Annotated in this window: 15 protein-coding genes and 2 pseudogenes; 4 read left to right on the top strand and 13 right to left on the bottom strand. The window is 71.8% G+C overall.

Features of this window, described 5'->3' with window-relative positions; all coding sequences use genetic code 11:
- Positions 1–5: 5 nt before the first annotated feature.
- Entirely contained in the window at positions 6–797 is a 792-nt protein-coding gene (gene trpA / locus ACT01A_RS25940; RefSeq protein WP_445150007.1) for a tryptophan synthase subunit alpha, read from the bottom strand.
- Positions 798–845: 48 nt separating this feature from the next.
- On the opposite strand from trpA, the gene ACT01A_RS25935 reads away from it, so the two are divergent.
- Positions 846–1,928, top strand: coding sequence for a lysylphosphatidylglycerol synthase transmembrane domain-containing protein (locus tag ACT01A_RS25935; RefSeq protein ID WP_445150006.1), 1,083 nt, complete (start codon positions 846–848; stop codon positions 1,926–1,928).
- A gap of 120 nt (positions 1,929–2,048) precedes the next feature.
- Here ACT01A_RS25935 and trpB read toward each other — a convergent pair.
- From trpB to ACT01A_RS25880, 11 genes and pseudogenes are all read right to left on the bottom strand, one after another.
- Positions 2,049–3,301: pseudogene (trpB, locus tag ACT01A_RS25930) on the bottom strand (tryptophan synthase subunit beta).
- A 66-nt stretch (positions 3,302–3,367) separates the two neighbouring features.
- Positions 3,368–3,886 (bottom strand): annotated as a pseudogene (locus ACT01A_RS25925) (phosphoribosylanthranilate isomerase); the annotation flags it as partial.
- Between the two features lie 118 nt (positions 3,887–4,004).
- Positions 4,005–5,231 (bottom strand): S1C family serine protease, encoded by a 1,227-nt coding sequence (locus ACT01A_RS25920; protein ID WP_445150005.1) that lies wholly within the window; start codon positions 5,229–5,231, stop codon positions 4,005–4,007.
- Between the two features lie 79 nt (positions 5,232–5,310).
- A complete protein-coding gene (gene trpC / locus ACT01A_RS25915) occupies positions 5,311–6,117 on the bottom strand; it encodes an indole-3-glycerol phosphate synthase TrpC (RefSeq protein ID WP_445150004.1) in 807 nt (268 codons plus the stop codon).
- Positions 6,114–7,151 (bottom strand): anthranilate phosphoribosyltransferase, encoded by a 1,038-nt coding sequence (gene trpD / locus ACT01A_RS25910; RefSeq protein WP_445150003.1) that lies wholly within the window; start codon positions 7,149–7,151, stop codon positions 6,114–6,116. The genes trpC and trpD overlap by 4 nt, the downstream gene beginning before the upstream one ends.
- 39 nt (positions 7,152–7,190) lie before the next feature.
- A complete protein-coding gene (locus tag ACT01A_RS25905; RefSeq protein WP_445150002.1) occupies positions 7,191–7,763 on the bottom strand; it encodes an anthranilate synthase component II in 573 nt (190 codons plus the stop codon).
- Positions 7,760–9,223: an anthranilate synthase component I family protein gene (locus ACT01A_RS25900; protein WP_445150001.1), complete on the bottom strand. Its 1,464-nt coding sequence runs from the start codon at positions 9,221–9,223 to the stop codon at positions 7,760–7,762. The genes ACT01A_RS25905 and ACT01A_RS25900 overlap by 4 nt, the downstream gene beginning before the upstream one ends.
- Positions 9,207–9,803: a bifunctional phosphoribosyl-AMP cyclohydrolase/phosphoribosyl-ATP diphosphatase HisIE gene (gene hisIE, locus ACT01A_RS25895; protein ID WP_445150000.1), complete on the bottom strand. Its 597-nt coding sequence runs from the start codon at positions 9,801–9,803 to the stop codon at positions 9,207–9,209. Before hisIE ends, ACT01A_RS25900 begins: the two co-directional genes overlap by 17 nt.
- A gap of 10 nt (positions 9,804–9,813) precedes the next feature.
- A complete protein-coding gene (locus ACT01A_RS25890; RefSeq protein WP_445149999.1) occupies positions 9,814–12,333 on the bottom strand; it encodes a sensor domain-containing protein in 2,520 nt (839 codons plus the stop codon).
- Positions 12,293–13,429 carry an NAD(P)/FAD-dependent oxidoreductase gene (locus ACT01A_RS25885; RefSeq protein WP_445149998.1) on the bottom strand — a complete coding sequence of 379 codons (1,137 nt, stop codon included), beginning with the start codon at positions 13,427–13,429 and terminating at the stop codon, positions 12,293–12,295. The genes ACT01A_RS25890 and ACT01A_RS25885 overlap by 41 nt, the downstream gene beginning before the upstream one ends.
- On the bottom strand, positions 13,426–14,196 hold the full coding sequence (locus tag ACT01A_RS25880; RefSeq protein ID WP_445149997.1) for a phytoene/squalene synthase family protein: 771 nt from the start codon (positions 14,194–14,196) through the stop codon (positions 13,426–13,428). The genes ACT01A_RS25885 and ACT01A_RS25880 overlap by 4 nt, the downstream gene beginning before the upstream one ends.
- Positions 14,197–14,237: 41 nt before the next feature.
- Here ACT01A_RS25880 and ACT01A_RS25875 point away from each other — a divergent pair, with 41 nt between their 5' ends.
- From ACT01A_RS25875 to ACT01A_RS25865, 3 genes are all read left to right on the top strand, one after another.
- Positions 14,238–15,179 (top strand): ArsA-related P-loop ATPase, encoded by a 942-nt coding sequence (locus tag ACT01A_RS25875; RefSeq protein ID WP_445149996.1) that lies wholly within the window; start codon positions 14,238–14,240, stop codon positions 15,177–15,179.
- Positions 15,180–15,496: 317 nt separating this feature from the next.
- Entirely contained in the window at positions 15,497–16,387 is an 891-nt protein-coding gene (locus ACT01A_RS25870) for an ABC transporter ATP-binding protein (protein ID WP_445149995.1), read from the top strand.
- Between the two features lie 2 nt (positions 16,388–16,389).
- Positions 16,390–17,172: an ABC transporter permease gene (locus ACT01A_RS25865; RefSeq protein ID WP_445149994.1), complete on the top strand. Its 783-nt coding sequence runs from the start codon at positions 16,390–16,392 to the stop codon at positions 17,170–17,172.
- Between the two features lie 5 nt (positions 17,173–17,177).
- Here the strand turns inward: ACT01A_RS25865 and ACT01A_RS25860 are convergent, their stop codons facing one another.
- On the bottom strand, positions 17,178–17,507 hold the full coding sequence (locus ACT01A_RS25860; RefSeq protein ID WP_445149993.1) for a hypothetical protein: 330 nt from the start codon (positions 17,505–17,507) through the stop codon (positions 17,178–17,180).
- Between the last annotated feature and the right edge of the window lie 2 nt (positions 17,508–17,509).

Below are 17,509 nucleotides of genomic sequence, written 5' to 3'. Positions count from 1 at the left end.
GGGCGCTAGGCGGTCAACGCCGCGGAGAAGCTGCTCACGAGCTCGCGCACGGCGGCGGCGGGATCGCCCTTGGCCTCGGCGACCGCGCGGACCAGGCGGCTGCCGATGATGACGCCGTCAGCGCCGGAGGCCGCGGCCTGGGCGACCTGCTCGGGGTTGCCGATGCCGAAGCCGAGCGCGACCGGAACGTCGGTGGAGGCCTTCGTGCGGGCGACGAGCGAGCCGAACGTGTCGGAGAGCGCGGCGCGCTCGCCGGTCGTGCCGACGACCGAGACGGTGTAGACGAAGCCGCGGGCGCGAGCGCCGATGCGGGCCATGCGGTCGTCGGGCGTGGTCGGCGCGACGAGCGGGACGAGGGCGACGCCGGCGGCGTCGCAGGCTTGGAGGACCGCCTCGGACTCTTCAAGCGGGAGGTCGGGGACGATCAGGCCGGCGGCGCCGGCGGCGGCGATCCGCCGGGCGAACTCCTCCGGACCGCGCGCGAGCACGAGGTTCGTGTACATCATCATGATGACCGGGACGCGCTTGGAGAGCTGCTCGCAGATGGTGAGGACGTCGGCGACCGTGGTGCCGTTCTCCAAGGCCTTGGTCCCGGCCGCGTGGACGACGGGGCCGTCGGCGAGCGGGTCGGAGAACGGGACGCCGAGCTCGATCAGGTCGGCGCCGCCGTCGATGTAGGCCTCGCCGATCGCCAGCGAGGTCGGGACGTCCGGGAACCCGCCCATGAGGTAGGGCATGAGGGCCGCGCGGCCCTTGGCGTCGGCGAAGGCTTTGGCGATGCGTTCGGGTCCGTCCATGTGCGGCTCAAGCCTACGACCAGGCGGCGTCCTATGCTCGCTGCGGTCGTGACCCCCGATCCCGACACCGAGACACAGGCCGAGACCGAGGCCACAGCGCGCCGCCGGGTGCGGCACGCGCTGCCGATGCCCGGTCCCACCGGCCGGCGCGCGCTGATCTGGTTCGGGGCGACGGCGATCGCGATCCTCGTCGTGTACCTGCTGATCCCGCATCTGGCGGGCATCGAGGACACGTGGAACCGGATCCGGGACGGGTCGCCGTACTGGCTGGCGGCGGCGCTGGCGCTGGAGTCGGTGTCCTACCTGGGCTACGCGTGGAACATGGCGGCCGTGAGCGCGGCCGACGGCGTCGTGCTGGGCGTTCGGCGCTCAGCGCTAATCACGCTGGCGGCGACCGCAGCCACGCGGTTGGTGGCCGCGGGCGGCGCAGGCGGGATCGCGGTGACGACCTGGGCGCTGTCGCGGGCCGGCCACGGCAACCGCCAGGCGGCGAAGCAGGTGAGTCAGCATCTGGTGGCCACCTACGCGGTGTTCATGGCGATGGTGATCGTGGTCGGCACCGCGCTGGCGATCTCCGGCGCCGACCCGTTGTTGTCCGCCTTGCCCGCGGTGATCGCGGCGCTGGCCGTCGCGGCGTTCTTGGTGTTGATCCAGGCGCCCGACTGGATCGCCCGCCGGCTGGACACCGGTCCGCAGTGGCGCCGTCGCCTTCTGGCCGCGCCCCAGGCGCTGGCCGACGGCACCAAGTTCACCATCGACTTGATCAACCGCCGCGAGGCCGGCCTATGGGGCACCGTGATGTGGTGGGTCTTCGACCTCGCCACCCTCTGGGCGTGCTTCTGGGCCTTCGGCTACCACCCCGTCGTGTGGGAGCTGACCATGGCCTACCTGCTCGGCATGCTGGGCAACCTATTGCCCTTGCCCGGCGGCGTCGGCGGCGTCGAAGGCGGCATGGTCGGCGCCTGCGCGGCCTTCAACATGCCCGCCTCGGTGGCGTTGGTCGCCGTGCTCGCCTACCGCGCGATCTCCGTCTGGCTGCCGGCCCTCCCGGGCGTCCTCGCGCTGGCGACGCTGCGGCGCGCGGCGGAGGGCGCGGACGTCATCGAGGACGACGAGCACCACGACGCCTAGGCAGGGTCGCCGGACGCCGGAGGGCGGTTCGGGGCCGAAGGGTCGATCCGGGTCGCTGAAGCGTCCATATACGACGCCAAAGCGACCCGGATCCCTGGGGCGCGTGTGCCGAGGGCGGCGCTAGGCCGCCGGGCCCGTGCCGTAGCGCTCGATGATCTGCGCGAGGTCCTTGTCGCCGCGGCCGGAGAGGTTGATGATGTCCATCGTCGACTCCGACGGGGTGTGGAGGGCGTGGTAGAGGGCGTGGGAGGTTTCGAGGGCGGGGATGATGCCTTCGAGACGGGTGACCTCTTTGAAGGCCCGGACGGCTTCGTCGTCGGTGACGGCGGTGTAGGTCGCGCGGCCGGTGTCGCGCAGCCAGGCGTGCTCGGGGCCGGAGCCGGGGTAGTCGAGGCCGGCGGAGATGCTGTAGGCCTCGAGGATCTGGCCGTCCTCGTCCTGCATCACGGCGCTGAGCGAGCCGTGCAGGACGCCGGGGCGGCCGCCGGCGGTCAGCGGTGCGCCGTGGCGGGCGTGCAGGCCCTCACCGCCGGCTTCGACGCCGACGAGCTGCACGGCCGCGTCGGGGATGAAGGCGGCGAAGATGCCCATGGCGTTGGAGCCACCGCCGACGCAGGCGATGACGCGGTCGGGCAGGCGCTGCTCCTTGTCCAGGATCTGCGCGCGCGCCTCCTCGCCGATGATCCGCTGGAGCTCGCGCACGATCGCGGGATAGGGGGCGGGACCGGCGACGGTGCCCAACACGTAGTGGGTGTCGGCGACGCGGGTGACCCAGTCGCGGATCGCCTCGCTCGTCGCCTCCTTCAAGGTCCTTGAGCCCGCGGCGACCGGCACGACCGTCGCCCCCAGCAGCTGCATGCGCTCCACGTTGGGCTTCTGGCGCGCGATGTCGACCTCGCCCATGTAGACGACGCACTCCAAGCCGAGCAGCGCGCAGGCGGTCGCGGTCGCGGTGCCGTGCGAGCCCGCGCCGGTCTCGGCCACGACCCGCGGCTTGCCCATGCGCTTGGCCAAAAGCGCCTGACCCAAAGCGTTGTTGATCTTGTGCGCGCCCGTGTGGTTCAAGTCCTCGCGCTTGAGCCAGATCGCGCGGCCGGCGACCTCGCTCAGCCGCGGCGCCAGGTACAGCGGCGACGGGCGGCCGACGTAGTCGCGCTGCAAGTCCTTCAACTCGGCCTGGAACGCCGGATCACTCCACGCCTCGACCCACGTGCGCTCCAGCTCGCTCAGCGCGGGCATCAGCGTCTCGGGCACGTACTGCCCGCCGTAGGGCCCGAAGCGGACCTCCAAGCCCGTGGTCATGCCGCCGGCCTCACCGGCGCGCCGCGGCCGGGCGGTTTCGGGCGGGGCGCAGCAGGCGCGGTGGACCGCACCGCCGCCGCGAAGGCCTTCATCTGCTCGTGGTCCTTCACGCCGGGCGAAGACTCCACGCCGCTAGCCACGTCCACGCCCCAAGGATCCACGGCCTCGATCGCCTCCACCACGTTCGCCGGGTTCAGCCCACCCGACAGCAGCAGCGGCACGCTCGAGTGGCGCTTGGAGAGCATCGTCCAGTCGAACGTCTCCCCCGTCCCGCCCCGCAGCCCCTCGCGGTGCGCGTCAAGCAGGTGGAAGTCGGTGTGGAACGCCTGGATCGAGACGACATCAGACGCCAGCCGCACCGACTGCGCCTTGATGACCTTCGCCCCGGTCCGCCGCGCGACCTCGTTGGCGAACGACGGCCCCTCGTCGCCGTGCAGCTGCACGAGCGAGAGCCCGACCACGTCGGCCAGCGACTCGATCTCGTCCAGCGACTGGTTGACGAACACGCCGGCGATCTCGATCTTGCGCCGCAGCGGCCGCGCGATGGCGGCGGCGACGTCCGGGTCGACGAAGCGCTTGGACCCCGGCCACAGGATCATCCCGATCGCCCACGCGTCGAGCGCGACCGCCAGCTCGGCGTCTTCTGCCCGGGTCATGCCGCAGAACTTGATCTTCGGTGCGCGCTCCACAACGCCCATCTTAGGTGGCCGCGCGAAGGGAGCCCCTGGCGAGTTTCGCGCCCGGAACCTCGCCCCCTGGGCGAGCGTTCCGCCCCTAGCCGGTCTGCAACGCCGACGGCCGCTTGCCGAGCGTCACCGTGATCGTCTTGGTCTCCTTCTTGCGGACGACCTCGAGCTTGATCTTGTCGCCCGGCTTGTGGTTGGAGACCAGCTGCGACAGCTCGTCGGAGGTCTTGATCGCCTTGCCGTCGACCTTGGTGATGATGTCGCCACCGAGCACGACCGCGCTGTTGTCGCCCTGCCCGGAGAGCTGCGCCTGCAGGTCGCCGGCCTTCAGCCCGGCCTGCGCGGCCGGGGACCCGGCCTCGACCGTCTGCACGAGCGCGCCGTGATCGGCGGCGAGGTCCAAGGCGTCCAGCTGCCCGTCGATCGTCAGCGACGTCACGCCCAGGTAGGCGCGCTCGACGGTCTCCCCTGCCTTCAAGTTGTTCAGGATCGCCTTGGCCGTGTCGATCGGCACCGCGAAGCCGATGCCGACGTTGCCCGACGACCCGCCGCCGGTCTCGATCTGCGAGTTGATCCCGATCACGCGGCCGGCGGCGTCGATCAGCGGGCCGCCCGAGTTGCCCGGGTTGATCGCGGCGTCGGTCTGGATGACGTCCTTGATCGTCCATCCGTTCGGCGCCTGGATCTGGCGCTGCAGCGCGCTCACGACGCCCGTGGTCAGCGTCCGGTCCAACCCGAAGGGGTTGCCGATCGCGATCGTCGGGTCGCCGACGTGCACGTCCCGGGAGGACCCCAGCGGCAGCGCCTTGAGGTCCAGTCCTTCGGGGTCGACCTTCAACAGCGCCAGGTCGGTCGACGGGTCCGTTCCGATGACCGACGCCTTGACCGTCTTGTGGTCGGCGAACTGGACGGTGATCGAGCCCTTCGACGCGCCGTCGATGACGTGGTTGTTGGTGAGGATGTCGCCGCGCGCGTCGATGACGAACCCGGAGCCCGTCGCCTCGCTCCTCTGCGCGCCGCCGAACCCGAAGTCGAACGGGTTGTTGGTGTTCTGGATCACCGTCGACCGCACGAACACGACGCCTGGCGCGTAGCGCTGGTAGATGTCGGCCGCGGTCAGCCCCTCGGCCGTGTTGGACCGGTTGCTGTTGGCGCCCTGCGACGCGACCGCCGGCTGCCGGATGACCGTCGTCGTGTGCGTGTCACCGTCGTCGCCCGCGAGCACGGTGGTCACGCCCGCGGCGACGCCGCCGCCGAGCAGCGCGGCCAAGAGCAGGGGGAAGACGATGGAACGGGACGACGGGGACGAAGGCATGAGGGACGAAGGATCCAGACGATCGCTGAAGCGACGGTGAAGTCGATCTAAAGATTGCTAAAGCGGCCGTGCCAGACCGTCAGAGGCCCTCTTCGGCCCCTTCGCCGTGCCCGCACAGGTCGCGCAACGCGATCTCCGGGTCCGGCGCGCGCATCAGCGTCTCGCCGATCAGCACCGCGTCGACGCCGACGCGCTCCAACTCCTCGATCTGCTCGCGCGTGTGGAAGCCGGACTCCGACACCACCGTCTTGCCTGCGGGCACATCTGAAAGCAGCTCGTACGTCCGCTCCACATCCACCGTGAAGTCCACGAGGTTGCGGTTGTTGATGCCGATGACGTCCATGTCGATGGCCTCCAGCGCGGCCTCCAGCTCCTGCTCGTCGTGCACCTCGACGAGCACGTCGAGGTCGACGCCGAGCGCCTCGTTGTAGAGCGAGACCAGCTCCTTGGGCTCCAGCGCCGCGACGATCAGCAGGATCGCGTCAGCCCCCGCCACCGCGGCCTCGTAGACCTGGTAGGCGTCGACCATGAAGTCCTTGCGCAGGATCGGCAGCTCGACCGCGCCGCGCGCCTCCTCCAGGTCGGCGAGCGTCCCGCCGAAGTGCGGGCCCTCGGTCAGCACCGACAGCGCCGCCGCGCCGCCGCGCTCGTAGGCCTGCGCGATGTCGGTAACGGTCGCGCCCGCGCGGATCTCACCGGCCGACGGCGAGCGCCGCTTGTGCTCGGCGATGACCGACACGCCCGGGCGGACCAGCGCCTCGGCGAACGGGCGCCCTTCGCGGTGCGGGCCCAGCCGGGACTCGAGGTCGGCCAGCGGGGTCTCCTTGCGACGCCGGCGGACCTCGTCCCGCGTGACGTCGACGATGCGCTCCAAGACGTTGCTCATGCGGTGATCGGTGCCAATTCCCCGGTGACGCGGATGTACTCGTCGAGCGTGCGGGCAGCGGCGCCCGACGCGATCGTCTCGCGGGCGGCCTCCACGCCGCCACGCAGGTCGTCGGCTCGTCCCGCAGCGTAGATGGCGGCGCCGGCGTTCAGCAGGACGAGGTCCGTGTCCGGCCCGCTCTCACCGGAGAACACCGCGCGCGTGACCGCCGCGTTCTCCTGCGGTCCACCGCCCGAGATGGACGCCGGGTCCGCCTCGGGAAGGCCGACGTCGGCGGCGCTCACGTCGTAGTGGCGCAGCTCCTCGCCGTTGACCTCCACGACGTGCGTGGGGGCGGACGTACTCATCTCGTCCAGGCCATCCGTGGAGGAGACTACCAGCGCTCGGTCGCAGCCCAGCCGCGCCAGCGCGCCCGCCAGGGCCTCCACGTAGCGCGGGTCGGAGACGCCGACGACCTGCCGCCGCGCGCCCGCCGGGTTGGTCAGCGGACCGAGGAAGTTGAAGATCGTGCGGACCGCCAACTCGGCGCGCGCCGGGATCACGTAGCGCGTCGCCGCGTGGTGGGCGGGCGCGAACATGAAGCCGAAGCCCACGCGGTCGATCGACTGCGCGACCGCGGTTGGCGTGAGGTCGATCCGGGCGCCGAGCGCCTCCAGGACGTCGGCGCTGCCCGACGCGCGCGTGGCGCTGCGGTTGCCGTGCTTGGCGACCGCGCAGCCCGCGCCGGCCGCGACCAGCGCCGCGGTCGTCGACACGTTGAACGTGTGGCGACCGCCGCCGGTGCCCGCGGTGTCCAGCAGGTCGGTGCGCGTGGTCGGCACCGGCGTCGCGAGCGAGCGCATCGTGGACGCGAGGCCCGCGATCTCCTCGACCGTCTCCCCCTTCGTGCGCAGCGCGATCAGGAAGCCGGCGATCTGCGGCACCGAGCCGTTGCCGGCCATGATTTCGGCCAGCACCGCGCCGGCCTGCTCCTGGGAGAGGTCGCGGCCGTCGGCGAGGACGTCGATCGCCGCTGTGAGGACGTCGTTGGGCATGTGAAAGGCGGACAGCCTACGCGATGGCCGTGACGGCCCTCAGCCGTCGGCGAGGAAGTTGCGCAGCATGTCCTTCCCGCGGTCGGTCAGCACCGACTCCGGGTGGAACTGGACGCCTTCGACCGGCAGCTCGCGATGGCGGATGCCCATGAGGACGCCGCCGCCGCGCGAGGTCACCACGAACTCGTCGGGCAGGTCGTCCTCGGCGACGACCAGCGAGTGGTAGCGCCCGACGGTCAGCGCGCCGCGCAGGCCGCGGTAGACGCCTTCACCGTCGTGCTCGATCGAGGTGGTCTTGCCGTGGATCGGCTCGTGCCGGATGACGGTCCCGCCGAACGCCTCGGCCAGCGACTGGTGCCCGAGGCAGACGCCCAGCGTCTTGATCCCCGCCTCGGGGAACTTGCGCATGGACTCGATCGAGATCCCCGCGTCGGTGGGAGTGCACGGCCCGGGCGAGACGACGACGCGGTCCGGCTGGCGCTCAAGCAGCTCGTCGACGGTCGCGACGTCGTTGCGCACGACGTCGATCTCCGCCCCGAGCTCACCGAGGTACTGGACCAGGTTGTAGGTGAACGAGTCGTAGTTGTCCACCATGAGGACCTTGGTGCTCATGCCCACCCCCGCTGCCGCGCCGCCAGCGCCAGCGCGCTCTTGACCGCCTTGGACTTGTTCACCGACTCCTCGTACTCGTTGGCCGGCTTGGCGTCGGCGACGGTGCCGCCGCCGGCCTGCACGTGCGCGTTGTCGTCCTTGATGACCACGGTGCGGATGTGGATGCAGGTGTCGAGGTCGCCGGAGTAGCTGAGGTAGCCGATCGCGCCGCCGTAGCCGCCGCGCTTGACGGGCTCCAGCTCGTCGATGATCTCCATCGCGCGCACCTTCGGGGCGCCCGAGAGGGTGCCAGCCGGCAGGATCGACCGCAGCGCGTCCATCGGCCCGACGTCGGCGCGCAGCGTCCCGGACACGGACGACACGATGTGCATGACGTGCGAGTACTTCTCGATCGCCATGAGCGTGTCGACCTCGACCGACCCGTACTCGCAGACGCGCCCGAGGTCGTTGCGGCCCAAGTCCACCAACATGACGTGCTCGGAGCGCTCCTTCTCGTCGGCCAGCAGCTCGGCCGGATCGGCATCGCGCGGCCGCGTGCCGGCGATCGGCCGCGTCGAGGCGCGGCGGCCGGCGACCGTCAGCAACGGCTCCGGCGAGGCGCCCGCGATCTGGAAGTCGAGGAAGTCCAGGAAGTACATGTACGGCGACGGGTTGACGACCCGCAGCCCGCGGTAGACCGAGAACGGGTCGATCCCGCCCAGCGGCGCGCTCCAGCGCTGCGATGGCACGACCTGAAACGCGTCGCCCGCGTGCACGTAGTCGACGATCCGCGAGACCATGCCCTCGAACGTCGCGCGGTCCATGTTGGAGGTGAACTCCGGCTCGGGCCGCGGGGCCATGTCCCGCTCGGCCTTGGGCACCGGGCCGTCCAGCGCGCGCCGGATCTCGGTGATCGTCTCGACCGCGTCGGCGTAGGACGCGTCGACGTCCTCGGCGGTCACGTTGACGAGGATCGTCAGCGTGTGCTTGAGGTGGTCGAAGACCACGAGCGCGTCGGACAGCATCAGCGCCATGTCCGGCAGCCCGAGCACGTCCGGGTTGGGCTCGCCGAGCGTGGTCTCGACCGTCCGGACGAGGTCGTAGCCGAAGAAGCCGACCGCGCCGCCGGTGAACGGCGGGGCGTCCTTGAACGACGCCTGGCGCGACGCCGCGGCCTGCTCGGCCAAGGCGTAGGGGTCGCCGTCGTCGCCCAGCGACCAGCGCACCAGGCCGCGCGGGCGCACGCCGATGAACGAGTAGCGCCCGACCTGCGTGCCCTGCTCGGCGGACTCCAGCAGGAACGACGGATGCTCGGCCTTCGCGCCGCGCAGCTTCAGGAACGCGGAGACCGGCGTCTCGCAGTCGTCGATGAACGTGTGGCGCAGCGGGACGAGGTCGTGGTCGGCCGCCAGCGCGCGGATCTCGTCCAGTGAGGGTTCGAGGTCGAGCCCCTCGGCGAGCGATTCAGCGACTGCGCTCACGGAGCACCTCCGTCGCGTCGGCCAAGGAGCGATCGCGCGAGCGCAGCAGCACGAGCAGGTGGTAGAGGACGTCGGCCGCCTCGTTGTCGACGCGGTCGTCGGTCTCCTCGCGCGCGGCGCGGGCGACCTCCTCGGCCTCCTCCTCGACCTTCTCGCCGATGAACGCGGGGTTGTCGAGCAGCTCGACCGTGTAGGAGCCCTCGGGCCGCTCGCTCTGGCGGGCGACGAGCGTGCGCTCCAGGGACGGCAGGACCTCGAACGGCGCGGGCTCCGCGACGTCGCCGGTGAAGAAGCAGGTGCGCGCGCCGGTGTGGCAGGCCGGACCGGCGGGCTCGACCAGCGCGAGCAGCGCGTCGCCGTCGCAGTCCAGCCGCAGCGCCTTGACCGCCTGCGTGTTCCCGGACGTCGCGCCCTTGTGCCACAGCTCGTTGCGCGAGCGCGACCAGAGGTGGAGCTCGCCGGTCTCGTGGGTCTTGGCGACGGCCTCGGCGTTGGCGTACGCCAAGGTCAGGACGTCGCCGGTGCGCCAGTCCTGGATGACGACGGGCACGAGCCCGTTGACGTCGTAGTTGATCTCCACGCAGAGAAGTCTACGAGCGGCTGGGCGATCCGGCGCGCGCCAGGAGCGGCTCGATCTCGTCCGCGGGCACGGGGCGCCCGAGCAGATAGCCCTGTGCCAATGGGCAACCCCGCTCCACGAGGAACGCGCGCTGGTCCTCGTTCTCGACGCCCTCGGCCACCGCCTCCATGCCCAAAGCCCGTGCCAGCTCGATGATCGCGGTGACGATCGCCGTCGCCTGGGCGTCGTGCGGGACGCCTTGGAGGAACGTCTTGTCGATCTTGAGGACTTGAACCGGCATCGTGCGCAGGCGGCTTAGGGACGAGTAGCCGGCGCCGAAGTCGTCCACCGCGATCTCGATCCCGGCGGCCACCAGCTCGGTCAGGACGGGGTCGGTCCGCAGCGGATCGGCCATCGCCGCCGACTCGGTGATCTCCACCGTAAAGCGCGACGCGACGTCGCCGGGCGTGATCAGCCCGAGCAGCCGCGCGCCGAAGTCCGGGCGGCGCAGCTGGCGCGGCGAGACGTTGACGGTCACCCGCGGCGGCTTGAGGCCGTCGGCCTCCCACGCCAGGACCTGGTCGCGGACCGCGGCGACGACCCAGTCGCCGATCCGGTCCACGTACCCGGTCTCCTCGGCGAAGGCGATGAAGTCGTCGGGCATCACCAGGCCGCGGAACGGGTCCTGCCAGCGGACCAGGGCCTCCAACTTGCGCAGCGTGCCGTCGGCCGGATCGACGATCGGCTGCCAGTGCAGGATCAGCTCCTCACGGTCCAGCGCCTTGCGCAGCCGACTCGTCATGGAGAGACGCTCCAGCGGCTCGTGCGGATCGCCGTTGTAGACCGTGACGCCGTTGCGCCCCGCGGCCTTGGCGGCGTACATCGCGGCGTCGGCGTGGCGCAGCAGCTCGTCGGCGTCGGCCGCGTCGCGGGGATAGAGCGAGATCCCGATCGACGCGCCGATGTGGAACTCCGCGCCGGAGATCGAGAACGGCTCGGCCAAAGCCTTCAACAAGTCCTCGGCGACGCGACGCGCGTGGGCCTCGGCCTGAGGGCGCTCGAGATCCGCGAGCAGCAGCAGGAACTCGTCGCCGCCTTGGCGCGCCAGGAGGTCCATGCCACGACGGCGTTCGCTCAGACGCATCGTCACGTGGCAGAGCAGCTCGTCGCCCGCCGGGTGGCCGAGCGAGTCGTTGACCAGCTTGAAGCCGTCGAGGTCCAGGTAGAGCAGACCGACCGCCTCGCCCTGGCGGCGCGCCCGCGCCAGCGCGAGGTCGAGGTGCTCTTGCAGCAGCGCGCGGTTCGGCAGCCCGGTCAGCGGGTCGTGGTAGGCGAGGTAGGCGATCTGCTCCTCGGCCGCGCGGCGCTCGGTGAGGTCGACGCCGGAGGACATGACCGCGGTCACCGCGCCGGAGTCGTCGCGGACGATCGTGTCGCGCCAGGCGATCGTGCGCTCGTCGCCGTCCTTGGTCAGCACGATCGACTCGTGGACCGCGTCGTCGACGCCCGCGCCGACCTCCTCGGCGAACGCGGCGCGGCCGGTCACGCGCAGGCGCTCGGGGACGACGACGTCGTACCAGTGCTGGCCGACCAGCTCGCCCTCGCTGTAGCCGAGCAGCTCCGCGCCCGCGCGGTTGAGCAGCGTGATCCGCGCGTTGGCGTCCAGCACGACGATGATCGCGCCCGCGATGTCGAGGTAGCGCTGCGCGCGGTGGTGCTCGTCGGCCGCCAGCTCGCCCTGGCTGGCGCGCGAGGGCGTGACGTCGACCAGGACGCCCTGGCTGAACGCCGGCACGCCGTCGGCGTCGCGGATCACGGTCTCCTTGTCGCGCACCCAGAGCTCGGCGCCGTCGCGGCGGAGCATCCGGAACTCCATGTCCACGCGCGTGCCGTCGGCGTAGGAGCGCGCCTCGTGCTCGCGGACGCGGGCGACGTCGTCCGGGTGGATGCAGCGGTACCAGAGGCCCTGGTCGGCGATGAACGCCTCCGGCGGCCAGCCGAGCATCCCCTCGATCTGCGGCGAGACGTAGGTGAGCGTCGAGTGCTCGTCCCAGTTGGCGACGTAGGAGACCGCGGGCACGTACTCGACCAGCTCGCGGTAGCGGGCCTCGGCGACCGCGAGGCGGTCGAGCGCGTCGAGGCGGTCGGTGACGTCGTCGACGACCGCGATCCAGTCGGTCAGCACGCCGTCGGCGTCGCGGACCGGCGTGATCTTCATCTCGACCCGGAACGCCGAGCCGTCGCGGCGCTTGAGCGTCATCGTCGCCGCGTGGGCGACCTCCTGAACCAGCGCCCGCCCGAGCGCGCGCTCGTCCTCCGGATCGGCGGCCTCGCTGGCCAGGAGCGCCGGGTCGAGGCCGAGCAGCTCGTCGCGCGTGCGGCCGACGAGTCGTTCGAAGGCGGCGTTGACGTAGGTGATCCGGACCCCGCCCGGCGCGCGGGCGTCGCAGACCAGCACACCGCTGGTGGCGACGTCCAGCGCCCGCACCAGCGCGGGCGCGCGGTCGGGGTCAGCGGGGCGGGGAGACGACGGGGGCTGGGGTTCGGCCATGGGCTGCGCGCGGATGCGCCTGTTCCAAATACCACCCGAAGGCCCGATCGACCAGGAACTGCGCGCCCAATGCGCGCAACAAGAGTGACAGCACCGGCGGCGGGAGGGCGGGGATCAGCCGTTGCAGCCACGCGGCGCGCCGGAAGGCGGGGCGATGGCGCTCGTGGAAGGCGGCGTAGCGCGACAGCGCCTCCGCGCGCGTCCGGCGCCCCTCGGCCACCGCGCTCAGCTCGCGCCCGCACGCGATGCCGAAATAGAACGCCGTCCGGATCCCCTCGCCCGACAGCGGAAAGCAGTGCCCGGCGCTGTCACCGACGCAGAAGACCGTGTCCTCGGTGGCGGCGCGCAGGGCATGTGGGAACCAGTTGCCCTGGTAGCGCACGGCCTCCACGTCCAGCCGGGCGGCCATCGCTCGCGTCGGCTCCTTGACGCGGTCGTGCGGGTCGTAGGAGAGCGCCCCAACGCGCCGCTCCCCTGCCGCCGGGACGCTCCAACCGTATCCGCGGCGCACGAGGTCGCGGTCGAGCCAGACGTCGAGGTCGGTCCCGCCGTCGTCGTGCGGGTGGACCTCGAGGCCGCGGCTCAGCGTCGCCTCGGGCGGCTGGACGTGCGGATCGGCGAGCACGCGCCGCCAGCCGGCGGCGTCGACGAGCAGCGGAGCGGTCACGTCGCCGCGGTCGGTGTGGACGACGTCGCCGGTGCGGCCGTGGACGACCGCGGTCTCGAAGCGCGCGTCGCCGCACTGCTCCCACAGCAGCTCGCAGAGCGTGCGGTAGTCGAACGCGGTCCAGCTCCACGGCAGTCGGTAGCGCGCGCGGCCGTGCGGCGTGGAGAACGACATGCCGGGCAGCTCCTGGCGGGCGGCGCCTTCGACGCCCATCGCCGCCATCCACGGCGTCGGCACCGCGCACGCCGAGGTCTGGCGCTCGCCGATCTCGTAGCGGTCGAGGACCAGGACGTCCGGCGGGTCGTCGCCGAACGCCAGCTCGCGCGCGACCGCCAGGCCCGCGAAGCTCGCGCCGCAGATGACGACGTCGGCGCGCTCGCCGTGCAGCGAGGTGCGCTCGGCGCCGCGCGCCGTCGCGCGCCGGGTCACGCCACCACCGCGCCGCGGCGCTCGAGGCGACCGAGGTGCACGCGGCGGTAGAACCCGCTGGCCAGCGCGATCCCGGGCCGGGCGCGGGGCGTGCAGGAGCGCATGACCGCGTGCACCGAGCCGCGGAACAGCTCGCCGGCGCGGCGCACCTCTGCGACCGGGAGGCGCGTCGGGCGGCCGGCGGCCAGGGCGTCCTCGTCGAGGCCGGGCAGGTAGACGCGATCCATCGCGAAGTCCTCACGCACGTCGCGCAGGAAGTTCGTCAGCTGGAAGGCGACGCCGAGCCGCGCGACGTCCTCGCGGAACGCGCGCGGCACGCCAATCAGCGGCGCCATGACGCGGCCGACGGCAGCGGCACTGCCGTTCATGTAGGTGTCGAGCTCCTCGGTGGTGCGCAGACGGACGTGGCCCGAGCAGTCGATGCCCATCGAGCGCATGTAGGCGTCAAGCTCCTCGAGCGGCAGGTCGTGGCGCCGGCCGGCGTCGACCACGGCGGCGATCACCGGGTGCTCGCTCGTGCCGGAGGCCATCCCGTCGGTCAGCTCGCGGTGCCAGGCGTCCAGCGCGGCGCGGCGCGCCTCCGGGGTCGGTGGCCGGTCCGGGCCGTCGACCAGCTCGTCGGCTCCGCGCAGGAAGCCGTACAGCGCGTGGACTGCGGGGCGCACGTCGCGCCCGAGGGCACGCGTGGCGAGGTGGAACGTCGGATCGTGGCGGCGTTGGAGGGCGGCGCAGCGCGAGTAGGCGTCAGGAAGCTCGATGTCCGTCATGTTCTCCGTTCGCCTGAGCTACGTACACAACTCCGAGATAGATGACCCGCAGCGACGAAATCCGGCTCGTGGTGGTCACGGGCAAGGGCGGCACCGGTAGGACGACGGTCGCCGCCGCGCTCGCGCTGGGCGCGGCGCGGCGCGGGCGGCGCGCGATCGTCTGCGAGGTCAGCGGCCAGGCGCAGGTGCCGCGACTGATGGCGCGCGACGGCGACGGCGCGGCGACCGCGAACGGCGCGCCAGGCGCTGAGCGCCGCCTGGCCGATGGCCTGTGGGCGACGACGATCGACGCCGAGAGCGCGCTGGAGGAGTGGATGACGCGCCAGGTTCCACGGCGCCTCGTCTCCCCTGTGCTGCGCTCGGGCGTGTTCGCCGGCTTCGTGCAGGCGGCCCCGGGAGCGCGCGAGCTCGTGACGATCACCAAGGCGTGGGAGCTCGGCGAAGCCCACCGCTGGCGCCGCGACGCACGGCCGTTCGACGTCGTGATCCTCGACGCGCCCGCCTCCGGCCACGGCCTCGGGATGCTGCGCACGCCCGGCACGTTCGCCCGGATCGCCCGGGTCGGCCCGATCGCCGGGCAGGCCCGCACGGTCGCCGAGGCGCTGGTCGATCCGCGCCGCTGCCGCCTGGTGGCGGTCGCGCGGCCGACCGGGCTGGCGATCGGCGAGACGCTGGAATACGAGGCGGCGACAACCACGGCGCTCGGGCGCGGGCTCGACGCGATCGTCGTCAACGGCATGTGGCCGAAGCGGATCTCGCGCGAGGAGGCCCGGACCGTCGCCGCGCTCGACGGCGCCGTACCGGCGGGCACGCGACACGCCGTGCTCTCGTCCTACGAGCGCGTGCGCGAGCAGCAGGGCCAGCTCGCGCGGCTGCGCCGCCACGCCGTCGCGCCGATCAGCACGCTGCCGTTCGTCTTCAACGACCACCTCGGGCCGGAGCAGATCCGGGACTTCTCGGCGAGGCTGTCAGAGCCGGACTAGGACAGACGTCCGTTCGGGCAGGAACGAGGCTCAACGCGGCGTGCCCCGGGCCGACGATAGGGAAGCAAGACAACAGGCGAATGCGACCCACGGACGGGTCGGCCCTGACGATGAGCGTCGCTTCTGGAGGGAGCGCGGCGCCGTCACTTTCAGGGACCGCCAAGGATCTGCGAGTCGAGATCTTTCGCCACCTATACGCCTCCCACCGGAGGGGACATCCACGGTGCGGACCCGAGTGACGACGGTTGCTCGGGTCCGTTCCCGTTTAAAGGACTGATGGCGCAGCGCCCGCCGGAGCGTCTCGTAAGCTGCCGCCGGTGTCCGCCATCTCCCTGCGCGGGGTCGTCAAGCGTTATGGGGACGTCACTGCGGTCAATGGCCTTGACCTGACGGTTCCCACCGGCACCTGCGTCGGCCTTCTCGGGCCTAATGGCGCGGGCAAGTCCACCACCATGCGGCTGCTGACCGCGCAGGCGATCGCCGACGAGGGCTCGATCGAGATCCTCGGCTTCACGCTGCCGCAGGAGTCCAAGGCGGCGCGGGCGCAGATGGGCGTCGTGCCGCAGCTCGACAACCTCGACACGACGCTGACCGTCGAGCAGAACCTGCTCGTGTTCACGCACCTGTATCGCGTCGGGCGCGCGGAGCGCCGGGGCGCGATCGACCGGGCCTTGGACATCGCCAACCTCCAGGACCGGCGCGGCGCGCGCGTCGACGAGCTGAGCGGCGGCATGCGCCGGCGGCTGCTGATCGCGCGGGCGCTGGTGCACGAGCCGCGGCTGGTGCTGCTGGACGAGCCGACCGTCGGCCTGGACCCGCAGGTGCGCCAGGAGCTGTGGGCGCTGATCGACCGGCTCCGCTCGGAGGGCGCGTCGATCCTGATGTCCACGCACTACATCGAGGAAGCCGAGCGCCTGGCCGACACGGTGGTCGTGGTGTCGCACGGCCAGCACGTCGCGGTCGGCAAGCCGAGCGACCTCGTCGTCGAGCACGCGGGCCGCGAGGCGCTGGAGGTCTACGGGCCGCCGACGCGGCTGCGCGAGGTCGAGGCCGCGGCGCAGGGCCGCGGATGGCCGACGCGGCGGACGGGGACGTCGGTGACGATCCTGCGCGCGGAAGGGCTGGAGGGCGAGGTGCCCGAGGGCGAGCGCCGGCTGGCCAACCTCGAGGACGTGTTCGTGCTGTTGACGGGCGAGGAGATCTCATAGCCATGGCATCGCGTGACCGCCCAGGACGGCTGGACCGCCCGGCGCTGACCGGCGTCCTCGTGCGTGAGGTCGTCAACTTCAAGTCCTACTGGCGCGCGTCGACGTTCTCGTCGACCGTCGAGCCGACGATCTACCTGTTGGCCTTCGGGTTCGGCTTCGGGACGCTGGTGTCCAAGGTCAATGGCCTTGACTACGTCCAGTTCGTCGGGACCGGGACGGTGGCGACCGCAGTGCTGTTCTCGTCCGTCTTCCCCGCGATGTTCGGGACGTTCGTCAAACGCGAATTCCAAGGAACCTATGGGGCGATCCTCGCCGCGCCGGTCGATACCGAGGAGATCGTCACCGGCGAGGCGCTCTGGATCGCCGCGCGGGCCGGCGTCTTCGGCTGCGCGCCGATGTTGGTGGCGATCGTCTTCGGCCTGGACCCCGCGTGGGGCATGCTGCTGGTGCCGTTCATCGCGTTCATCGCAGGCTTCGGCTGGGCGTCGTTCGGGATCCTCATCAGCGCGGTGATGAAGTCCATCGACAACTTCTCCTATGTCACCTCGACGGTGATCACGCCGCTGTTCCTGGTCGCCGGGACGTTCTTCCCGATCAGCGGGCTGCCGGAGTGGGCGCGGATCCTGGCCAACGTCAACCCGCTCTATCACTGCGTGCAGCTGGTGCGCGACGCGATCTTCGGCCTGGACTGGATCGACCTGTACCACTTGGCCTTCATGGTGGCCTTCGGCCTGATCGCCTGGCGCATCGCGATCTGGCGCATGGAGAAGCGGCTGATCAACTAGCGGCGCTAGCCGCAGGTGAAGGCGATCGCACCAAGCGCGAGCTCCGTCCACTCCGCCGGCTCCGCGTTGGACTCCAGCCAGTCCTTCATCGCCATGCCCTTGCCCGACGGGTCAAAGCGCACGCCATCGCCAGCCAACACACGCTGGTCGACCTCCTCGGCACCGATCCGCGCCACGAACGCGCCACGCCACAAGCACATGAAGATCTTCCCCTCGACCTTCGCCGCGGGCGTACCGAACCACACCGCGCGCTCGACGTCGCCAGCCATCGCGACGTCGTCGAGGACGGACTCGTAGGCGGCCATCGTCTCGGGGGATTCGGGCGTCCGGGCCATGC

The sequence above is a fragment of the Baekduia sp. Peel2402 genome, assembly GCF_052567285.1.
This window is presented reverse-complemented; position numbering and strand designations above follow the sequence as displayed.